Source organism: Aquimarina mytili (genome assembly GCF_016735115.1).
Classification (GTDB): Bacteria; Bacteroidota; Bacteroidia; order Flavobacteriales; family Flavobacteriaceae; genus Aquimarina; species Aquimarina mytili.
In genome coordinates this window covers 1-19596 of record NZ_JAERQJ010000012.1, presented here as the reverse complement: position 1 = coordinate 19596, position 19596 = coordinate 1, and the positions used below count along the sequence as shown (strand labels likewise).

Annotated in this window: 18 protein-coding genes; 14 read left to right on the top strand and 4 right to left on the bottom strand. The window is 34.4% G+C overall.

The window, feature by feature from the left end:
* Positions 1 to 29 precede the first annotated feature (29 nt).
* Together JJQ60_RS19655 and JJQ60_RS19650 are read right to left on the bottom strand one after the other, a co-directional pair.
* A complete protein-coding gene (locus JJQ60_RS19655) occupies positions 30 to 401 on the bottom strand; it encodes a hypothetical protein (RefSeq protein WP_201924135.1) in 372 nt (123 codons plus the stop codon).
* A 216-nt stretch (positions 402 to 617) separates the two neighbouring features.
* Positions 618 to 1508 (bottom strand): DUF72 domain-containing protein, encoded by an 891-nt coding sequence (locus JJQ60_RS19650; RefSeq protein ID WP_201924133.1) that lies wholly within the window; start codon positions 1506 to 1508, stop codon positions 618 to 620.
* A gap of 83 nt (positions 1509 to 1591) precedes the next feature.
* Between JJQ60_RS19650 and JJQ60_RS19645 the strand changes: the two genes are divergently transcribed.
* The 3 genes from JJQ60_RS19645 (at position 1592) to JJQ60_RS19635 (ending at position 6135) form a co-directional block, all read left to right on the top strand.
* Positions 1592 to 2347: a LolA-like protein gene (locus tag JJQ60_RS19645; protein ID WP_201924131.1), complete on the top strand. Its 756-nt coding sequence runs from the start codon at positions 1592 to 1594 to the stop codon at positions 2345 to 2347.
* A 73-nt stretch (positions 2348 to 2420) separates the two neighbouring features.
* Entirely contained in the window at positions 2421 to 5507 is a 3087-nt protein-coding gene (locus JJQ60_RS19640; RefSeq protein WP_201924129.1) for a WD40/YVTN/BNR-like repeat-containing protein, read from the top strand.
* A 223-nt stretch (positions 5508 to 5730) separates the two neighbouring features.
* Positions 5731 to 6135 (top strand): glyoxalase, encoded by a 405-nt coding sequence (locus JJQ60_RS19635; RefSeq protein ID WP_201924128.1) that lies wholly within the window; start codon positions 5731 to 5733, stop codon positions 6133 to 6135.
* Between the two features lie 61 nt (positions 6136 to 6196).
* Here JJQ60_RS19635 and JJQ60_RS19630 read toward each other — a convergent pair whose 3' ends face one another.
* A complete protein-coding gene (locus JJQ60_RS19630; protein WP_201924127.1) occupies positions 6197 to 7144 on the bottom strand; it encodes a phosphoribosylaminoimidazolesuccinocarboxamide synthase in 948 nt (315 codons plus the stop codon).
* A 67-nt stretch (positions 7145 to 7211) separates the two neighbouring features.
* Complete coding sequence (locus JJQ60_RS19625) at positions 7212 to 8168, bottom strand: PhoH family protein (RefSeq protein WP_201924125.1); 957 nt, start codon at positions 8166 to 8168, stop codon at positions 7212 to 7214.
* Positions 8169 to 8433: 265 nt separating this feature from the next.
* Between JJQ60_RS19625 and JJQ60_RS19620 the strand changes: the two genes are divergently transcribed.
* The 11 genes from JJQ60_RS19620 (at position 8434) to JJQ60_RS19570 (ending at position 19314) form a co-directional block, all read left to right on the top strand.
* On the top strand, positions 8434 to 9264 hold the full coding sequence (locus JJQ60_RS19620) for an SAM hydrolase/SAM-dependent halogenase family protein (RefSeq protein ID WP_201924122.1): 831 nt from the start codon (positions 8434 to 8436) through the stop codon (positions 9262 to 9264).
* Between the two features lie 260 nt (positions 9265 to 9524).
* Positions 9525 to 9809 carry a putative quinol monooxygenase gene (locus tag JJQ60_RS19615; RefSeq protein ID WP_201924120.1) on the top strand — a complete coding sequence of 95 codons (285 nt, stop codon included), beginning with the start codon at positions 9525 to 9527 and terminating at the stop codon, positions 9807 to 9809.
* Between the two features lie 50 nt (positions 9810 to 9859).
* Positions 9860 to 12256 carry a gliding motility-associated ABC transporter substrate-binding protein GldG gene (gene gldG / locus JJQ60_RS19610; RefSeq protein WP_201924118.1) on the top strand — a complete coding sequence of 799 codons (2397 nt, stop codon included), beginning with the start codon at positions 9860 to 9862 and terminating at the stop codon, positions 12254 to 12256.
* 297 nt (positions 12257 to 12553) lie between these two features.
* A complete protein-coding gene (locus JJQ60_RS19605) occupies positions 12554 to 13270 on the top strand; it encodes an ABC transporter ATP-binding protein (RefSeq protein WP_317194034.1) in 717 nt (238 codons plus the stop codon).
* Between the two features lie 21 nt (positions 13271 to 13291).
* On the top strand, positions 13292 to 13984 hold the full coding sequence (locus JJQ60_RS19600) for a hypothetical protein (protein WP_201924116.1): 693 nt from the start codon (positions 13292 to 13294) through the stop codon (positions 13982 to 13984).
* Between the two features lie 52 nt (positions 13985 to 14036).
* On the top strand, positions 14037 to 15386 hold the full coding sequence (rmuC, locus tag JJQ60_RS19595) for a DNA recombination protein RmuC (protein ID WP_201924114.1): 1350 nt from the start codon (positions 14037 to 14039) through the stop codon (positions 15384 to 15386).
* 12 nt (positions 15387 to 15398) lie between these two features.
* On the top strand, positions 15399 to 15746 hold the full coding sequence (locus JJQ60_RS19590) for a hypothetical protein (RefSeq protein WP_201924112.1): 348 nt from the start codon (positions 15399 to 15401) through the stop codon (positions 15744 to 15746).
* Positions 15736 to 16881, top strand: coding sequence for a serine hydrolase domain-containing protein (locus JJQ60_RS19585; protein WP_201924111.1), 1146 nt, complete (start codon positions 15736 to 15738; stop codon positions 16879 to 16881). The genes JJQ60_RS19590 and JJQ60_RS19585 overlap by 11 nt, the downstream gene beginning before the upstream one ends.
* Positions 16882 to 16883: 2 nt before the next feature.
* On the top strand, positions 16884 to 17249 hold the full coding sequence (locus tag JJQ60_RS19580; RefSeq protein WP_201924110.1) for a 6-phosphogluconate dehydrogenase: 366 nt from the start codon (positions 16884 to 16886) through the stop codon (positions 17247 to 17249).
* A 135-nt stretch (positions 17250 to 17384) separates the two neighbouring features.
* The gene (locus JJQ60_RS19575) at positions 17385 to 17927 is read left to right on the top strand and encodes an acyl-CoA thioesterase (protein ID WP_201924109.1); all 543 of its coding nucleotides are present in this window, start codon (positions 17385 to 17387) and stop codon (positions 17925 to 17927) included.
* A gap of 331 nt (positions 17928 to 18258) precedes the next feature.
* The gene (locus tag JJQ60_RS19570) at positions 18259 to 19314 is read left to right on the top strand and encodes a zinc metalloprotease (protein WP_201924108.1); all 1056 of its coding nucleotides are present in this window, start codon (positions 18259 to 18261) and stop codon (positions 19312 to 19314) included.
* Positions 19315 to 19596: the final 282 nt, after the last annotated feature.

The window sequence follows — 19596 nt, the reverse complement described above, 5'->3', positions numbered from 1 at the left end:
TCAGTAATAACTAAGTATATAATTTTTGATTAGCAAGATATGCGCATAAAGTAAACGAAGAGTTGTTTCTTTATAGTCAATCCTTTTTTATGAAAATGAGCTTTATTCATGCAAAAACCTCCTGAACAATTAAAATCAGCTCCTTCATCCGAAGAGATAATATCCTTTAAGGATGCCGCAATTTCATGATCATGGTGATCATGCTTAGTTTTAAAAATGTAAGAATTTTCTTCTTTTATTGGTAATATAACTGCATCTTCATTATGAGCACCGATATGAGTAGTATGAGAATTTTTTTCGTCTATAGAGTGATGGTCATCTGTATCTATCATCTGTGAGTGTACAGCGTTAAAAACCAACAAAAAAGCTACTAAGATTAGAGAGTGTAAAGATTTGCTCATATGATTCAATTTTAAGATTGGGTATTAATTTTATCACATTTCAAAAGTATGCCAGATCTATAAAAATTAAGTACTAATACTTACATAACTTTCAAATACATCGGCAAAATACACGATTAATCGATTAAATACAAGAGAAATTCAAATTTTAACACTTTTTATCCTTAAAAAATGTATTTAATCCTTGTAAAATTACATTTTAGTAAGAAAAAACCTTCAAAATAATTTCAAATCATCTTTTGAATGGTTGGGTAAATTAAGTGTCATCTCTAATTTTTTATTTAGTTTTTCAATAAAATATTTAGATAATAAAGGAGATTCTTTTTCTATATTTTGATGAACAAAAAAGTGAATATGGTTAATCCCAGAATCTTTCCAGGATTTGAGTCGCTCCACCCAAGCATCTAATCTATCATAATCTGTTGGGTGATTTGCTCCAACATATCGTATAAAAGCTTCATCATTGGTAAGTCGCATATGTAACAAATCTCTTCTACCCGCAGTATCTGTAATTATATTCGCTACATTATTTTCTTCAAGAAGAGTATATAATTCATCTGCAACCGATTGATCATTAAACCAATCTGTATGTCTAAACTCTACTGCTAACCGTATTTCTTTTGGCCATTTTTCCATAAACCTGATGACTCTATCAAAGTTCTTCGGGCCAAAATTGCCATGCATCTGTAAGAAAACAGTTCCTAATTTTTCTTTAAGATGTACTGCACAAGCCAGATATTCATCAACATAAGGTTGTACATCTTCATTTAAGCGCTTTAAATGAGAGATATTCTGTACAAGTTTTGGAAAAAACTTAAATCCTTCCGGAGTTTTATCGTACCATTTTTTAAACTGTTCTTCAGGAAATATCCGATAAAAAGTTGCATTTAACTCAATACTGTTGAACTGCCTTGAGTAATATTCAAGCTCATCCTTAGTTCCTCTTGGATAGAACCCTTTTAAATCTTGCCTATTCCACTTAGCACAACCGACATAAACAGATAAATTCTCTGTACGATTCATTTTCAGAACCTTTGCTGTATCTTCGTGATCTTGTGGTAATGTGAAATCAATTTTTTCTGGATATTCTACTTTGCCAAATTGCATATGTGAAAAGAATTAGTATAAAAGTGTAACAAAAGTATAATTCGATTGACTAATTTTACAATAACAACATAAAAAATACAATAATGAGTGCTTTAAAATCCATTTTGATAGCTTTGATATTAGCTATTACGACATCATTTCATGCACAAACTGCAGATGAAATATTGAATAATTATTTTGAAAACACTGGTGGTAAAGATAACTGGGAAAAACTAAAAGGTATCGAAATGATCGGTGTAATGAAAATGCAAGGTATGGAAATTCCTTTTGAACAAGTATCTACCAAAGATGGTAAACAAGTAGTTACCATAGAACTTCAAGGAAATAAAATGGTTTGGTCTGCTTTTGATGGCGAAACTTCATGGCAAAGAAACCAAATGACTATGGAGGCAGAAAAAAGTGATAACGAAGCTACCGAAAATTTAAAAAAACAGTCTAAAGATTTTCCTGATCCATTTTTGAACTATAAAGATAAAGGGTATTCTGTTGAGCTAATTGGTAAAGAGACTGTAGATGGTACAGAAGCCTTTAAAATAAAATTAACCAAAGATCCTATTACTATTAATGGTGAATCTCAGCCAAACATCTCTCATTATTATTTTGATACCGAAAATTTTGTACCAATCATTATAGAGTCTGAAATTAATGATGGACCAATGAAAGGGCAAATCGCAAAATCTTCTATTAGCGATTATCAAGAAGTAAATGGAGTTTATTTTCCTTTTACGATAACCAATCAATTTCAAACTTTAAGTTTTAAAGATATTAAACTTGATCCTGAAGTAGACACAGCAATATTTGCTTTTCCAGAAAAGACAGCTGAAGAAAAAAAGGAATAACACCATATATTAAATTAATCCCCAATACTTCTGTTGGGGATTTTTTATTCACATCAAATCAATCAAACTAATCATGAACAAAAAAATTATTTTTGGGGCTTTGAGTATACTCTTCTCTATGAGTATGCACTCTCAGGAAATTGTCCTTAAAGGGAAAGAACTTTTTGGTAACTTGGAAGCTCGACAAATTGGTCCTGCCCTTATGAGTGGTAGAATAATAGACCTAGAAAATCACCCGACAAATAGTAGAATACTCTATGTAGGTACAGCCGGTGGAGGAGTTTGGAAATCCTCTAATGGTGGTGCTAGCTTTGCACCTATTTTTGATAAACATGCACAATCTATTGGTGTAGTAGCGGTAGACCCTAGTGATCCAGATAATACCATATGGGTAGGTACCGGAGAAATATGGACCAGAAATAGTGTTTCTATCGGAGATGGCTTATACAAATCTACAGATGGTGGTGCAAACTGGAAAAAAATGGGGTTTGAAAAATCTGAACGTATAAGCAGTATTGAAATTAATCCTAAAAATTCTAACGAAATTTATGTTGCTGTTCTAGGCGCATTATGGGGAGATAGTGAAGAACGAGGTATTTACAAAACAATAGACGGCGGAAAAACCTGGAATAAAATACTATATACAAACGAAAAAACCGGAGCTAGTGATCTAATCATGGATCCTACCAATCCCAACATCTTATATGCTTCTATGTGGGAGTTTAGAAGAACTGCATGGGGGTTTAATTCTGGTGGAGCCAATAGTGCTCTATACAAATCTACAGATGCTGGTAAAACCTGGAATAAAATCCATAATGGGTTCCCTAAGGGAGATCTAGGTAGATTTGCTATTGCCGTGGCACCTTCTAATCCTAAAATTGTTTATGCCGTAGTAGAAAGTAAAGAAGATAAAGGATTATACCGATCTGATGATGCAGGTGCAAGTTGGAAATTATTAAACTCAGATTTTGAATTGGTAGTACGACCATTTTATTTTTCAAGAGTAGTTGTAGATCCTAAAAACCCAGATGTTCTAATCAAAGGTGGGTTCTTAGGTTCTATCTCTCGTGATGGAGGTAAAACTTTTAAAGCTTTAACACCTTTAACAGGCCCTTTAAAGCTTCATCCGGATATTCATGATGTTGTATTTGACATTAATAACTCTGATCGATTATATGTGGGTACAGATGGCGGTGTATATAGAAGCTGGGATAGCGCGGGTACTTTTGACATGGTTGACAATCTACCTCTGTCACAGTTTTATCATATTAGTGTTGATAATGATGAACCTTATAATATATATGGAGGGCTTCAAGATAATGGATCTTGGTGGGGACCTTCTTCCTCTCCAGGAGGTATCGAAGCTCGTGATTGGAATCCTGTAGGTGTTGGCGATGGGTTTAGAGTATTAAGACATCCAACAAAACGTATCATTTATTCTGAAATGCAAGGTGCACAAAATGTATGGAGATATGATATGGATAAGAATTATACAAAAAACATCCAACCACTACCTATAAAAGGAGAAGCCGACTTGCGTTTCAACTGGAATGCTCCTATGGCGATTAGTAATCATCAACCAGATCGTTTTTATATGGGAAGTCAATTCTTACACGTAAGTGAAGATATGGGTGATAATTGGAAAAAAATATCTCCAGACCTTACTACTAATGATCCGGCAAAACAGGATAAAGAATCTGGAGGAATCTCTACAGATAAATCAGGAGCAGAAACGCACACTACCATATTTACTATTGCAGAATCTCCACTAGACGAAAAAATAATATGGGTAGGTACCGATGACGGAAATGTTCAAATAACTCAAGATGGTGGTAAAACATGGACCAACACAGTTGAAAACATTCAAGGGCTTCCTAAAAATACATGGGTATACCATATAGAAGCAAGTAGTCATAAAAAAGGTACAGCTTATGCTGTGTTTGATGGGCATGCATCAGGAGACATGAACACTTATGTATATAAAACTTCAGATTTTGGTAAAACATGGACATCAATAGTAACAGATGATATTGTAGGATTTGCGAGAAACATTCAAGAAGACTATGTCAATGAGGATCTTTTATTTCTAGGTACAGAGTTTGGCTTATTTATCACTATAAATGGTGGTAAAAACTGGTCTCGTTTTACCAACAATATGCCTGCAGCTGCTGTTCATTTTATTGATCTACAAAAAAGGACCAATGATTTGGTAATGGGTACTCATGGTCGTGGTGCTATTATTATAGATGATATTTCACCTTTACGACAAATAAACCAGGAGGTGCTTGCCAAAGAAGTTCATTTTTTTGAAACTAAACCAGCGATCATTAAAGAAGAAAGTGGTTTTGGTGGCGGAAGCACAGAACTTCAGTTTGTAGGAGACAATCCCAATACTGCTGCTAAGATTATATATTATCTCAAAAAGCGACATACTTTTGGAAAAATGACTCTATCTATACAGGATCAAGAAGGTAATGAAGTGGTTTCTTTAACACCTGGAAAGGCAAAAGGTATCAATATTGTAGACTGGAACTTTAGAAAAAAAGCGCCTAAGGTAGCCGCAGGTAAAACATTTACTTTTGGTGGGTTTACTTCTCCCAGGGTTTCTGAAGGAACCTACAAAGTAGTACTCAAAAAAGGGAAAAAAGAATTTACAAGTTCTATCATCGTAAAAAATGATCCAGAATCTTTAATTACAAGTCAAGAAAGAATTGCACAACAAAATGCTGCAAAACAATTATTTGATGGTATGGAAGATCTTGCATATTTAGTATATAAAATTGACCAAAACATTAAAAAAGCAGAAAATCTATCCAAAAATGATCCTGCTTCGAGTAAGATTTCAACTTCTGCTATTGATGAGTTAACCAAATTAAAAGAAACTTTAGTGGTTACTACAGGAGATAATTATGTAAACGAAGCAGAGCCGCAATTAAGAGAAAAGTTGTCTGAAATATATGCCGAAGTAACAAATCAGTTTGAAAAACCATCATTTTCTCAGTTAGAAAATATAGATGTATTACAAAAACAGATTGATGAAGCTAAAGCTGCTTTTGAAAAAATAAATGCTAAGCAAGTAGCAAAACTTAATAAATATCTTGAAAAAACAAATGGTAAACCCACTGAAATTCTGGATAAAGCCAAGTTTTTGAGCAAGTAAAACTTTTACATATATTTTTTAAAGCTCCCTCTTATAGGGAGCTTTTTTATTGGTATCAATATCTTAAAATTCGTTTAATACTTAAATAAAGTAGAAAACGTAGATTTATACATTTTGATAAGATTCCGTAACATCAGTATTGTTTATAAGTAGTTTAAAACTCTATTTGATGTCTTGAAATTTGAATACAACAAATACGTATTTTTAGTAAACCTTCATTATTATGGAAAACAGGGAATCAAATTTATTGGCAATGCGCCCACAATTATTGAATGCCAGAGTTTCTGAAAACATGTCTAATGACGAGCAATTTCAAAACAAAACTATTAGGCCAATAATAAAATTACAAGGAGATTTATTACTTGAAGTATTTAAAAACTACATCAGAAAAAGAAAGAATACCTTTTACGAATTGTCCTTAGAAAAAAGGCTCGCCTTTATTGAAAATGCAATCCAAAAAGACATGAAATTCAGAAATAGTCTTAAAGGAATGATCATTGGGCAATTTACTGTTGAAGAATACACTAAATACACGCAAAATTCATCAGCCCTTAACAAACGAATGATGAACATTGTCAAAGAACGCTTGCAGGATAACGTACAATTATTGGAGTACAAGGTTGCTTAGTAAGCAAAAAAAGAAGCGATTGTCCTCCAACAATCGCTTCTTTTTTATATCGTTTTAAAGATTATTTACCTAAATAATCCAGAATATTACGTTCTATACGTTTTTCTACTTCAGAAACATCGGCCTTAACAAACGATACGCCTGTAATGTTTTCATAAAGTTCTATATAACGTTCAGAAACAGAACGTATATAATCGTCATTCATTTCTGGGATTTGTTGTCCTTCCTTACCCTGAAAACCATTACTAATCAACCATTGCCTTACAAATTCTTTTGACAATTGTTTTTGCGCTTCGTTGTTTTGCTGCCGCTCCTCATAGCCTTCAGCATAAAAATAACGAGAAGAATCAGGTGTATGTATTTCATCAATTAAAACAATCTTACCCTCTTTCGTTTTTCCAAATTCATATTTGGTATCTACCAAAATCAAACCTTGTTTTACAGCAATTTCTGTTCCTCTCTGAAAAAGCTTGCGAGTATAGTCTTCAAGAATCAGGTAATCTTCTTCAGAAACAATTCCTTTAGATAATATTTCTTCTCGCGAGATATCTTCATCATGTTCGCCATTATCAGCTTTAGTCGATGGTGTAATGATCGCTTCAGGAAATTTATCATTTTCTTTCATTCCCTCGGGCATTGATACTCCACATAATATTCTTTTTCCGGCTTTATATTCTCGAGCTGCATGACCAGAAAGATATCCTCTAATTACCATTTCTACCTTAAACGGATCGCATAGATGTCCTACAGCTACATTAGGATCAGGTGTTGCTATTAACCAATTAGGCACCAGGTCTTCTGTAGCTTTCATCATTTTGGTAGCAATCTGATTTAAAATTTGCCCTTTGAACGGGATCCCTCTGGGCATGACTACATCAAATGCAGATAAACGATCAGTAGCAATCATAACCAAAAGTTCATCATTAATATTATATACTTCTCTTACTTTTCCTTTGTATACTGATTTTTGATTAGGAAAGTTATAGTTTGTATCTGTTATTGTATTCATTATATAGGTTTCAGGTATCGGATAATGGATTTTACGCTTTTAATATTCTTAAAAAACAATTAAAAATCTATCCGTTTCTATTTTCTATTTCTTTATAAGCAGCAATTACTTTTTTAACCAGTTTATGTCTAATAACATCTTTATCATCTAGATAGATCATACCTATCCCCTGGATATTTTTAAGTACCAGTAATGCTTCTTTAAGACCCGAAGTAACTCTACGAGGCAAATCAATCTGCCCGGGATCTCCAGTAATAATAAACTTTGCGTTTTTACCCATACGAGTTAGAAACATTTTCATTTGGGCATGAGTTGTATTTTGCGCCTCGTCCAGGATAACAAAAGCATTATCTAGTGTTCTTCCTCTCATAAACGCCATCGGCGCGATCTGGATGATTCCTTTTTCTATAAAGCTATCTAATTTTTCGGCTGGAATCATATCACGCAAAGCATCATATAAAGGTTGCATGTACGGGTCCAGTTTTTCTTTGAGATCACCAGGTAAAAAACCTAGATTCTCTCCGGCCTCAACAGCAGGGCGCGTTAAAATAATACGACGTACTTGTTTCTCTTTCAGTGCTTTTACGGCCAAAGCCACTCCGGTATAGGTTTTTCCGGTACCGGCAGGACCAATAGCAAAAACCATATCATTTTTATTCGAAGACTCAACTAGTTTACGTTGATTTGCTGTTTGTGCTTTTATCAACTTGCCTCCTACTCCATGCACCAACGTTTCTCCGCTATTGACAGATGTCTCATAATCAGCTTTGCTGTCACTGGTGAGCACACGCTCAATCACATTTTCATCTAGTTTATTGTATTTTCCAAAGTGTTCCAAAAGCATATTAAGACGCATATCAAACTCTTCGAGCATATCCTCGTCTCCATAGACTTTCATTTTACTGCCTCGGGCTACAATTTTTAACTTAGGAAAGTATTTTTTTAATAACTGAATATTACTATTCTGAAGTCCGAAAAATTCTCTCGGATTGATTTCTGTTAATTCAATGATAAGTTCGTTCAAAAGCTATACGAATTTTAGTATGATTTTTTTCAAGGATTGACTAAGTTTGCTAAAGTTGTTTTAAGTCTTTTGCCGGGAAAACAAAATGATAATTTAAAACTGATTTGATCATATATAGGATCATAACGAGATTTTATGGTCAATAAACCAATAAAAAATGGTTTTATCATCATTTTGCAACTCAAAGAAAGACTTATAAGAACTTCAAAACAAATTTACATATTTTTAAGCGCTTACAGTTAAAAGATATTAACAATTCTTGTACATGCCAATCATTACGTTAACTACTGATTTTGGAATCAAAGATCACTTTGTGTCTGCGGTTAAAGGAGCAATTTATACCGAATTACCCGAAGCCAAGGTTGTTGATATATCTCACGAGATTTCGCCATTTCATATCACAGAAGCGGCATATATTATACAAAATGCATATAAAAGCTTCCCAAAAGGTAGTATTCATATTGTTGGTATTGATAGCGAACTTAATCCCGAAAACAAACATATTGCAGTACAATTAGATGGGCATTATTTTATTTGTGCAAATAATGGATTGATATGCTTAATTACTTCAGAGTTTAATCCCGAAAAGATTGTCGAAATAAATATTCATGATGCTATTGTATCCAATTTCCCTGTGCTCGACGTTTTTGTAACGGTAGCCTGTCATATTGCTCGTGGCGGCACACTAGATGTTATTGGAAAAACTATTTCAGAAATCAAAACCATAAAGGGTATTACTCCTATCGTAAATGTAGGCAACAAACAAATTGTAGGCAGTATTATCTATATCGATAATTATGGAAACCTAGTTACTAATATTACCCGAAAACTTTTTGAAGAGGTAGGCAAAGGTCGAAAATTTAAAATTACAGCGCGTACAGCGGTTTTCGAAAATGTATACGAACGATATAGTGATGCTATTAATTTTGAAATCGAGAAGGGCAGGCGTGAAGAAGATGGTAAAAAACTGGCTATTTTTAACTCTTCGGGGTATTTAGAGCTGGCAATATATAAAAGTAACCCAAAAACGGTAGGCGGTGCTTCTAGCCTTTTTGGTTTGCACTATAGAGATACAGTGAGTATTAGTTTCGAATAATTAGTAATTGAATATTTGATATTGATATATATAATAATTAAAAAATAATATAGGTACTCGAACAGGTTATTTGCTTTATTTTTTGTCATCATATCCTTCGAGAACCTTAGGATAAAATGAAAAAAAGATAAGTTCACCCTTAATGCTTCGTAAATAATAAATAGTTGTCATTCCAGCGCAGGCTGGAATCTATATAATGATAAAACATAAACAAAATGGATTCCGTTCTACAACGGGATGACAAAGATGAAACGTAAATAATGATTGAAAGAATAGTAAAATTAGGTTTTGAACCCGATCAAGTAGATGCCTTTATTGAGGTTTTTGAACAAAACAAAGACAAGATTCTAAATTTTGAAGGATGCAGTCATGTCAAATTATTAAGAGACATCAATACTCCCAATCAATTTTTTACCTATAGCCATTGGGAATCTGAAGAACACCTCAATAACTATAGAAACTCTGCGTTATTCAAAGGAGTTTGGGCCAATACAAAAAGTAAGTTTAATCAAAAACCCGAAGCCTGGAGTGTAAATAGAGTATAATATCAAAAATACGTCAATTCGAGTTTTTCAAGCTTCAAACCAAAAAAAATATGTTCGCATTAATACGAAAAGAAATAAATACCTTTTTTTCCTCTGCCGTAGGATATCTCGTTATTGCTATTTTTTTAATCCTAAACGGACTTTTTCTTTGGGTATTCAAAGGGCAATTTAACATCCTTGATAGCGGCTTTGCTGATCTATCTCCCTTCTTTCAAGTAGCTCCATGGATATTATTACTTTTGGTTCCCGCAGTTACCATGCGAAGTATAGCCGAAGAAAAAAAACAAGGAACTTTAGAATTATTACTTACAAAACCCATTAAAAGATGGCAAATGGTATTGGGCAAATATCTAGGTAGTCTATCTCTTATTTGTATTGCTTTAGTACCTAGTATTCTTTATGTAATAACCATTTATCAATTAGGAAATCCAATTGGTAATCTAGATATTGGAGGTACTCTTGGGTCGTATATCGTGCTTTTATTACTTGTTGCCTCATATACGTCGATTGGGATATTTTCTTCTTCAATTACCAACAATCAGATCGTGGCTTTTTTGATAGCATTACTAATTTGCTTCACCTTCTATTACGGGTTTAGTAGTCTTGCTAATTATGAAACTTTAGGAGATACTGCTTATTTTTTTGAGCAACTTGGTATGCAATGGCATTATGAGCGTATGAGTCAGGGGGTTATAGACACCAGGGATATAATTTATTTTTTAAGCATTATTGTATTTTTTGTTGTTTTAACCAGTATCGTTTTACATAAAAGCACTAAAAAACAAAAGATTAAACCTCTAGTAATTCTATTGGCTTTAACTACAATAGTTAGCGTACTGGCTGGCACGGGTTACACCCGTTTTGATCTTACACAAGATAAACGTTTTACACTATCTCAGGCAACCGAAAACCTTGTTCTTGAAGCTGCCGCCCCTGTGGTTATAGATGTTTTATTAGAGGGTGATTTTCCTTCAGAATTTAGGCGTTTACAAGCAGAAACCAAACAAATCTTAGAGGAGTTTAATGCTATAAATTCTAATATTAAATACATTTTTACCAATCCTCTGGCCCAAGAAGAACTACGTGCACAAACCATTTCAGAATTACAACGATTTGGACTTACCCCCATGGAAGTTAGTGTACAAGAAAGTGGTAAAACTGAAATCGAAACGGTGGTTCCATGGGCCATTATGAGTTATCAAAATCAAAGTGTAAAAATTCCTTTGATCAAAAATACAATAGGAGCAACTTCTGAAGAACGTGTGTATAATTCGGTTCAACAATTAGAATATACATTTGCCGATGGCCTAACCAAGCTATTGCATCCAAAAAAACAAAAAATTGCAGTATTAAAAGGGAACGGACAATTACCAGATGTTAACATTGCAGATTTTATCAAAATACTACAAGACTATTATTTTGTTGGTGCTTTTACTTTGGATTCTGTAGCCGGTAATCCTCAAAAAACATTAGAAGAGTTACAAAAATTTGATATGATTATCAATGCTAAACCCAATGTAGCTTTTTCTGAGAAAGAAAAATATGTGCTCGATCAGTTTATCATGAATGGCGGTAAATCTCTTTGGCTACTAGAATCGACTTCTATGGAAATCGATAGTCTTATGAATCCTGAAGGAGCTTCAGTAGCATTGATGCAAGATTTAAGGCTTGGAGATGCCTTATTTTCATATGGTGTACGTGTAAACCCGGTAATTGTTAATGACCTCTACTCTGCCCCGTTGGTTCTGGCCTCAGGAGAGGGTAATAACACCCAATTTACACCATACCCATGGTTTTATGGATCACTAACCAAAAGTACAAGCAATCACCCAATTGTAAAAAATATAGAGTCCGTAAAATTTGAATTCTCTAATCAGATCGATACCTTAAAAAATGATATTAAAAAGACGGTTTTATTAAGCAGTTCAGATAAATCAAAACTCGAAGGAGTTCCTAAAGAAATGAGACTGGATGTGATCAGAAAAAAACCGGATATCGAAAGTTATATTGAAGGGCCACAAACCCTGGCGGTCTTATTAGAAGGAAACTTTAAGTCTGCTTATAAAAGTAGAATAAAACCAACTGCGCTAAAAGCCAATAAAGACAATAGTCTTGATACAAAAATGATCGTTATTGCCGATGGTGATGTCATCAAAAACAGTACTCGAAAAGGACAACCAATACCATTAGGTTTTGATCCATACATGAACCTTAATTACGGTAATAAAGAGTTTTTACTTAATGCCGTGAACTATTTGTTAGATGATACGGGGATTATAGAAGTGCGAAGCAAAGAAATTAAAATTCCATTTTTACATGTAGAAAAAGTGGTTGCTAATAAAACATATTGGCAAGTTATTAATATTGCGGTTCCACTACTAATTTTGGCGGCCTTCGGATTCTTATTTGTAATGCTACGCAAAAGAAAGTACAGCAAAGCAGTATAAATACCATCTATTTGTTACACTAGATGCCCCGGCGCATCGAGTGATTCGACCTGAGGAAGAATTGTATCGAGATGTAACAAACCTCAACAAGTCATACAGGGATCTTCAAACGGATAGTCTGACATCAAATTTTGCTTTCTTAACGTTATTACATCACCTGCTTAAATTCTATTTTCTATATTTGATATTACAAAGCCCCAAAATTAAAAGCACATACCTATCGAATACGAAAACCTAAATATCGTACTAAAGACTGAAGACCTTTCTATTGGTTACCGCACAAAAAAAGAATTGCATGTGGTAGCAGCCGATATCAATTTAAAGTTGCACGAAGGTGAATTAATAGGTCTGGTAGGCGCCAATGGGATTGGTAAATCTACTTTATTAAGAACATTATCCAGAGTACAACCAGCATTGCATGGCAGTGTCTATTTATCTGATAAAAAACTTACCTCATATAAATCTATAGAGTTGGCCGCACAATTAAGCATTGTATTAACTGAGCAAGTGGCTTCAAAAAACCTAACCGTATATGAGTTGGTCGCTTTAGGCAGGCAACCCTATACCAATTGGGTAGGCAAAATGGCCGAAGAAGATATCGAAAAAGTACATAAGGCTATAGAGGTGACTCATATTACAGATTTGATCAACAAAAGATGTTTTGAATTGAGTGATGGGCAATTACAAAAAGTACTTATTGCACGTGCTATTGCACAAGACACTCCTTTTATCATGCTAGACGAACCCACAACACATTTAGATATATACCATAAGGCGTATATTTTAAAGCTGTTAAAACGTTTGGCTTTCGAAACCAAAAAAACCATACTTTTTTCTACACATGAGATCGATTTTGCTATACAGCTTTGTGATAAAATGATTGTGTTAAATGAAGACGGTTTTGAGTTTGGAAGACCTAAAGAATTGGTCCAGGCAAGGGCTTTTTCTGGCTTATTTCCTGAAGACCTGATTTTGTTTGATGAAAAATCAGGACGATATAAAGTTAGAAATTAAAGCTACTAATTTTTCTATGGCATGAAACTTCTAATAGATAAATATAGCCAGGCAGAAATAGCTATGGTCTTAAATGCAAAAGAAATAAGCTTTCCTTATTTGTCTACGCTTATTTTCTTTGATCTAATAGCAAGAGATGTTCTAACTACTGTTGGCGAAGGTGGAGAACAACTATATCTAGCATTAGATAGTATTCATTTTAAATCTGGTGAAAGGCTAGATGAATATGTGCAAAAAGAATTTGAAAAAAAGCTACTAAAGCATTTTAGGAATACAAGACATAGCTTTAGCATTTTTTATATTTTCAATCACTTTTTTGAAGATTATAATAATGAATATGACCTCAAAAGAGATATTATCAATTCAGAAAACTTATTAGGGTTATTTGATCTGCATTATAATCTCACTAAAAAAGGAAAGCTTCTAAAACAAGAAATATTATCAAATTACAGTGCATTTGGTGAAATAAAAGGATTAAACTATTTTACTGTATTAGCTCCATACAAACAAAATTCAAACGAAGGGTATCCTGCCGACTTTTTCAAAAAAAGAATTATTATCGATGATTTTGAAGATACTTTCGAAATAAAGTTGATTGATACGGTTTTTGAGTTTTTCTACGATCAATGGCTTAAAGAAAAGAAGTTAAAGAGCCTACATGGCAAATTGCAATGGGGCAAATATGGAGGTGGCCCTACCGATGCTCCTATATAATTAAAATAATTGTTCATTAAATCTTTATCTTTGAATAAAGATTAACGAATACATGTCAGAATACACACCGATCATCATTGCCATAGGAGCAATTGTCATCTCTATTATCATAGGTTTTTTTATTGGTAAATATGTTGCTGCACTTAAAAACAAAAGCGAACAAAGTGCCCTAAACGAAAGATATAGTCAGCTTCAATCCCAAATCGAAGAACAGAAGCAACATTCAGAAAAACAACTTTCAGAAATCAGTCATGAACGCGAAGAGATTCGTAGAGAAAAAGATTTTCTGAATACCGAACTTACCCGACGTAATACCGAATATGAAAACTTACTGCTCAAAAACCAGGAGCAAAAAGATGAAGTAGAAAAACTTCAGGAAAAATTTACCAAAGAATTTGAAAACCTGGCCAACAAAATCCTCGACGAAAAATCAAATAAATTTACAGAGCAGAACAAAGAGAACATTAAAAATATCCTAACACCACTACAAGAAAAGATTATCACTTTTGAGAAAAAAGTAGATCAAACTCACAAAGAAAGTATTGATTATCATGCAGCACTGCGCCAGCAAATTTTAGGGCTTAAAGACCTTAATGAGCAAATGAGTAAAGAAGCCACCAATCTTACTAAAGCATTAAAAGGGGATAGCAAAATGCAAGGTAACTGGGGTGAATTAGTATTAGAACGAGTACTAGAAAAATCAGGTCTCGAAAAAGATCGTGAATACTTTATCCAACAAAGTTTTACAACCACAGAGGGCGAACGCGTATTGCCCGATGTAGTCATTTATTTACCCGACAACAAAAAAATGGTGATCGACTCTAAGGTAACACTCACCGCTTATGAACGTTTTGTTAATGAAGATGATGAAGACCTGAAAGCAAACTATCTTAAGGAGCATATCGCTTCATTAAAACGCCATGTAGATCAACTTTCTGAAAAGAACTACCAGGATTTGTATGATATTGAATCTCCGGATTTTGTATTGCTTTTTGTACCTATAGAACCTGCTTTTGCCATAGCCATCAATCAGGATAGTAAGTTATACAACAAAGCTTTTGAAAAGAATATCGTAATTGTTACTCCTTCTACCCTACTAGCTACATTGCGTACGATTGACACGATGTGGAATAATGAAAAGCAACAACGCAATGCTATAGAAATTGCCAGACAAGCAGGCGCGCTATATGATAAGTTCGAGGGGTTGATAAAAGATCTTACTGGGGTAGGCAAAAAAATCGACGATGCTAAAAAAGATTATTCTGCCGCTATGAATAAGCTGGTAGAAGGTCGCGGTAACCTGATCATCAGCGTAGAAAAACTTAAAAAAATGGGCGCCAAAGCCAAAAAATCACTACCAGAACCTATCCTAAAACGTGCTGGTGAAAACGAAGACTTATAAAACGTATATCTTATGGATGCTAATACACCATCAATCATTATTCAACTACTTTTAGGTATTGTTTATGCCTTGCCCACCGTCGCATTTATCATTATTAGCCTCTACTATCTTAAAAAAGCAGGTTCTACAATCGACGGAGTGCTTATACTAATAGGTAATATCATCATCTTTACTACCATTATTCTTAACCAGGCCTCTATGGTGCTATTTGTATATTATAGAAAATGGAGTGCTGATGTCTATTCCTATATTACTATGGGAACAGGAATATTGTCATTTATCGGGTCTATCCTATTTATAGTGGGATTATCTCTTCTAGTCAAAAGAGTTGTAAAAAATTATACATCCAATGAGAATTAACGGCATCTTTTTCTTCCTGCTTTTAAGTTTTGCGATTGCTCATGCGCAAGACGTATATTTCCCACAACGTGGAAACTGGGAAGAAAAATCACCCACTGTCTTTAAAATCAATCAAACAAAACTGGAAGAAGCCATCCAATTTGCAAAAGATCATGAGTATACTGGTGCTAAAGACTTACGACAAGCCATCCTAAAAGGTTTTGAAAGAGAACCGTATCACACTATTCTTGGACCTACCAAAAAAAGAGGAACACCTGCGGGAGTAATTATCAAAGATGGATATATTATCGCGCAATGGGGAGATGTTACTCGTGTAGATATGACATTTAGTGTAACCAAAAGTTATTTATCTACCATAGCAGGATTGGCGATAGATCAAAAACTCATTGCATCGGTAGATGATAAGGCTTATCAATATATTTGGGATCATACCTTTGATGGAAACCATAACAAACAGATTAGCTGGAGACATCTACTTACACAATCATCAGATTGGTCAGGACAATTATGGGGAGGATATGATTGGGCAGACAGACCACCAAAAGAAGGTGGTATCGACGATTGGAAATCCAGAAAACTAAACACCCCAGGAACCGTTTTTGAATACAACGATGTTCGTGTAAACGTACTAGCCTATTCGTTATTAAACATCTGGAGAAAACCTTTGCCGCAGGTATTAAAAGAAAATATTATGGACCTTATTGGTGCCTCTACCACATGGCGATGGTATGGCTATGAGAATTCATGGGTAAATATTGATGGAATCCAAATGCAGTCGGTAAGTGGCGGCGGCCACTCTGGTGGTGGATTGTTTATCAACACCCTGGATCATGCTAGATTTGGTCTTTTGTTTCTAAATAATGGTAACTGGAATGGCAAACAACTCTTATCTAAAGCATGGATTACCCAGGCGACACAACCATCTAAAGCCAACCCCAACTATGGGTTTATGTGGTGGTTAAATCAAAAAGGAGCCAGACATTGGGAAGGAATACCAGAACACCTATATTATGCAGCCGGATTTGGTGGTAACTTTATCGTTATAGATCAACAACAAAATCTAGTGGTGGTGACTCGATGGTTAGCCCCAAGACAAATCGATGAATTTATAACCAAAGTATATAACGCTTTATAACTATGCAAAAAGTACTCGCAATTATTATTATCACTATCCTGGCGCTATTTGCTGGCTGGTATGCTTTTGTATATTATGCTTCATATAGTGAAGGAACCCGTAGTGGCGAACTCATCAAATTTAGTAACAAAGGTGTTGTTGTCAAGACTTGGGAAGGCGAGATTAGCCAAGGGATATCTGGGGCGCAGATCTTTAGTTTTTCTGTAGAAGATAAAGAAAAGGAAGTCATAAAGAAACTCGAAAAATTTCAGGGTCGCTATGTTAAACTGAAATATAAAGAACGTTTTGCCAAAATATCATGGCTTGGTGACACCAAATATTTTATTATTGATGTTGTAGAAGAAGAATCACCGCATTTTAAGAGATAGAGTGAATAGGTGTTAGGTAGTAGGTTTTGGGAGTCAGGAATCAAGAAATAAACTCTGAATTGTCACACCTAATGTGTCATCCCAACGTAGGCTGGGATTTATTGATTGTATGAAATAACAAAAACTAAGAATAGAATGAAAAAATTTAAGAACAGTAAACAATCCAGCGTAAAGATTACAGAATTGATGCTGCCCTCTCATTCTAATTTTAGTGGAAAAATACATGGTGGCTATATCCTATCACTAATGGATCAGATTGCGTTTGCATGTGCCTCTAAACATTCTGAAACCTATTGTGTAACGGCAAGTGTAGACAAAGTTGATTTCTTAAAACCTATAGAAGTTGGCGAACTGGTTACGCTAAAGGCCTCTGTAAATCATGTAGGCAAAACCTCTATGGTCGTAGGTGTACGCGTAGAAGCCGAAAACATACAAACCGGAAAAGTAAAACATTGTAACTCTAGTTATTTCACCATGGTTGCCAAAAACAACGAAGGTCAAAGTGTTATTATCCCTGGTTTGATTTTAGAAAACAAAACTGCCATACGCCGCTTTGTACGTAGTATTATTAGAAAAGAAGATGCAAAAGCAAGACGTGATCGTTTTAAAGCCTCAGAGTTTGAATTAGAATCCCACCTGGATATTCTTAAAGAATATAATGTAAAGGTTAATTTATAACCTGTAACGATACAATTGATCCAGCACAGTACTAATACGTGTTTTCAAGCATACTATAACCAATAACACAACACCAATAGGGTGTTATAGTACTTAAAGGTTGTGGAGTAAACCTCGTATTAGGGTATAATTTCGTTTTTATTGCTGTATTGCTCACTCTTACCCACCACTAGCCACAGACTAGCGGTAGCGGGGGCACTAACACAACAGACTATGCCCAGTGCGGGCTTGGTTAATTTTATAAAATTGATCAACCATTTGGGATTCGTCTCTTTCACTTTACTTAGGATATTAATAATTTAGGGTCTAATCAAAACTTAAAACTCTCAACATGAAAACCTTTAATCTTTTTTTGTATGCCTTCCTATCGTTGATAATCCTATCAGGATGCGAAAAAAATGAAATTGAAACCATAGAAAATCAGGAATTGCAAAAATCAAAAACCATTCAAAAATTGTTAGAAATAGGATTTAGCAACGATGAGATAATTGATAATGGAAAATATTTTCTGGTTCAAGATGATGTTGTCTATCCTTATGATTGGGCAAAAGAATTAAACGAAACATCGGGGAAGCAAAGATTTAATGGCATCCCTATTAGTCCAAACAATACAGTTATAGGTATCTATTTAGCTCAAGAGACTTTTCATACGTTATCGTTAAGAAGAGCACTAGAGGAGGTTATCTGGTATCATAATAGGTTAAATAATAGAACAAAATTCTATCTATCTGGTTTGGGACCAGTAGTTATAAGCGCTGATAATAGTATATTCCCAGGTTTTTGCGCTCAGGCATCGGCTCCCAGAATAGTGAATGGAGAAGGAGTTCCCGGAGGGTTTATTAACATTAATGAAGATTATATGGTTGAACGAGATTATACCAGCAATGACGAACTTAAATTGATACTAGCACATGAATTAGGACATATCGTCGGTCTAAATCACACCAATCAAAGTTTCGGTCAATTAATTCCTGGTACACCTCAATCAGATCCGGGTTCCATTATGATATCAAATAATTGTGGAGTTAATTGGAATGGATATACTAATTTCGACAAATTAGCCCTGGAAACCATATATACATTACCTCCACCAGAAATTAAACGTGCAGGCCCAGGATGTTCTGATAAATTATGCATTTGGATGGTTGGAAAATTCTTTCAGCACGATAAATCTATTGTAGAAGTTAAAGTACCAACAGGGCAGATTTATAGATACAATATTAGTGATCTTGTGTACAACATCGATTTTCAAGGTCAGGAGGTGATAACGTTACGATTAAAAACTAATAATGAAAGGAATCAATTTGGTAGGCTGGGCTACGTAGATGTTAGAATCATCAATCCTGACAATGGAGATCAATCAAGTTTTAAAAGAGTTAGAAGATAATAATACTTAAAAACATTCTCTCACTGCCGCTAATGTCTCACTAGTGTGCTACGCAACCCTATCTTAAAAATACAAGATATTAAAAACAGCTACAATAACGTAGCTGTTTCTATATACACACCTATAACTAATAGCTCTTACCTGTCTTGTCCTGAAATAGGTTTACACAAAAGTGTAACTATATGGAAAGATATTCAAAGACTTCTTCATCAAAATGGCAAAATAGATATAGTGAAGAATTTAAGCGATTTGTATGTAATGAATTTTTAACAGGCACTTCTA

Coding starts and splice junctions, on each gene's coding strand:
- JJQ60_RS19570 (WP_201924108.1), top strand. CDS start 18,259: ATGAAAACCTTTAATCTTTTTTTGTATGCCTTCCTATCGTTGATAATC.
- JJQ60_RS19620 (WP_201924122.1), top strand. CDS start 8,434: ATGCCAATCATTACGTTAACTACTGATTTTGGAATCAAAGATCACTTT.
- JJQ60_RS19600 (WP_201924116.1), top strand. CDS start 13,292: ATGAAACTTCTAATAGATAAATATAGCCAGGCAGAAATAGCTATGGTC.
- JJQ60_RS19590 (WP_201924112.1), top strand. CDS start 15,399: ATGGATGCTAATACACCATCAATCATTATTCAACTACTTTTAGGTATT.
- JJQ60_RS19585 (WP_201924111.1), top strand. CDS start 15,736: ATGAGAATTAACGGCATCTTTTTCTTCCTGCTTTTAAGTTTTGCGATT.
- JJQ60_RS19655 (WP_201924135.1), bottom strand. CDS start 401: ATGAGCAAATCTTTACACTCTCTAATCTTAGTAGCTTTTTTGTTGGTT.
- JJQ60_RS19575 (WP_201924109.1), top strand. CDS start 17,385: ATGAAAAAATTTAAGAACAGTAAACAATCCAGCGTAAAGATTACAGAA.
- gldG (WP_201924118.1), top strand. CDS start 9,860: ATGTTCGCATTAATACGAAAAGAAATAAATACCTTTTTTTCCTCTGCC.
- JJQ60_RS19650 (WP_201924133.1), bottom strand. CDS start 1,508: ATGCAATTTGGCAAAGTAGAATATCCAGAAAAAATTGATTTCACATTA.
- JJQ60_RS19615 (WP_201924120.1), top strand. CDS start 9,525: ATGATTGAAAGAATAGTAAAATTAGGTTTTGAACCCGATCAAGTAGAT.
- JJQ60_RS19635 (WP_201924128.1), top strand. CDS start 5,731: ATGGAAAACAGGGAATCAAATTTATTGGCAATGCGCCCACAATTATTG.
- rmuC (WP_201924114.1), top strand. CDS start 14,037: ATGTCAGAATACACACCGATCATCATTGCCATAGGAGCAATTGTCATC.
- JJQ60_RS19630 (WP_201924127.1), bottom strand. CDS start 7,144: ATGAATACAATAACAGATACAAACTATAACTTTCCTAATCAAAAATCA.
- JJQ60_RS19580 (WP_201924110.1), top strand. CDS start 16,884: ATGCAAAAAGTACTCGCAATTATTATTATCACTATCCTGGCGCTATTT.
- JJQ60_RS19645 (WP_201924131.1), top strand. CDS start 1,592: ATGAGTGCTTTAAAATCCATTTTGATAGCTTTGATATTAGCTATTACG.
- JJQ60_RS19640 (WP_201924129.1), top strand. CDS start 2,421: ATGAACAAAAAAATTATTTTTGGGGCTTTGAGTATACTCTTCTCTATG.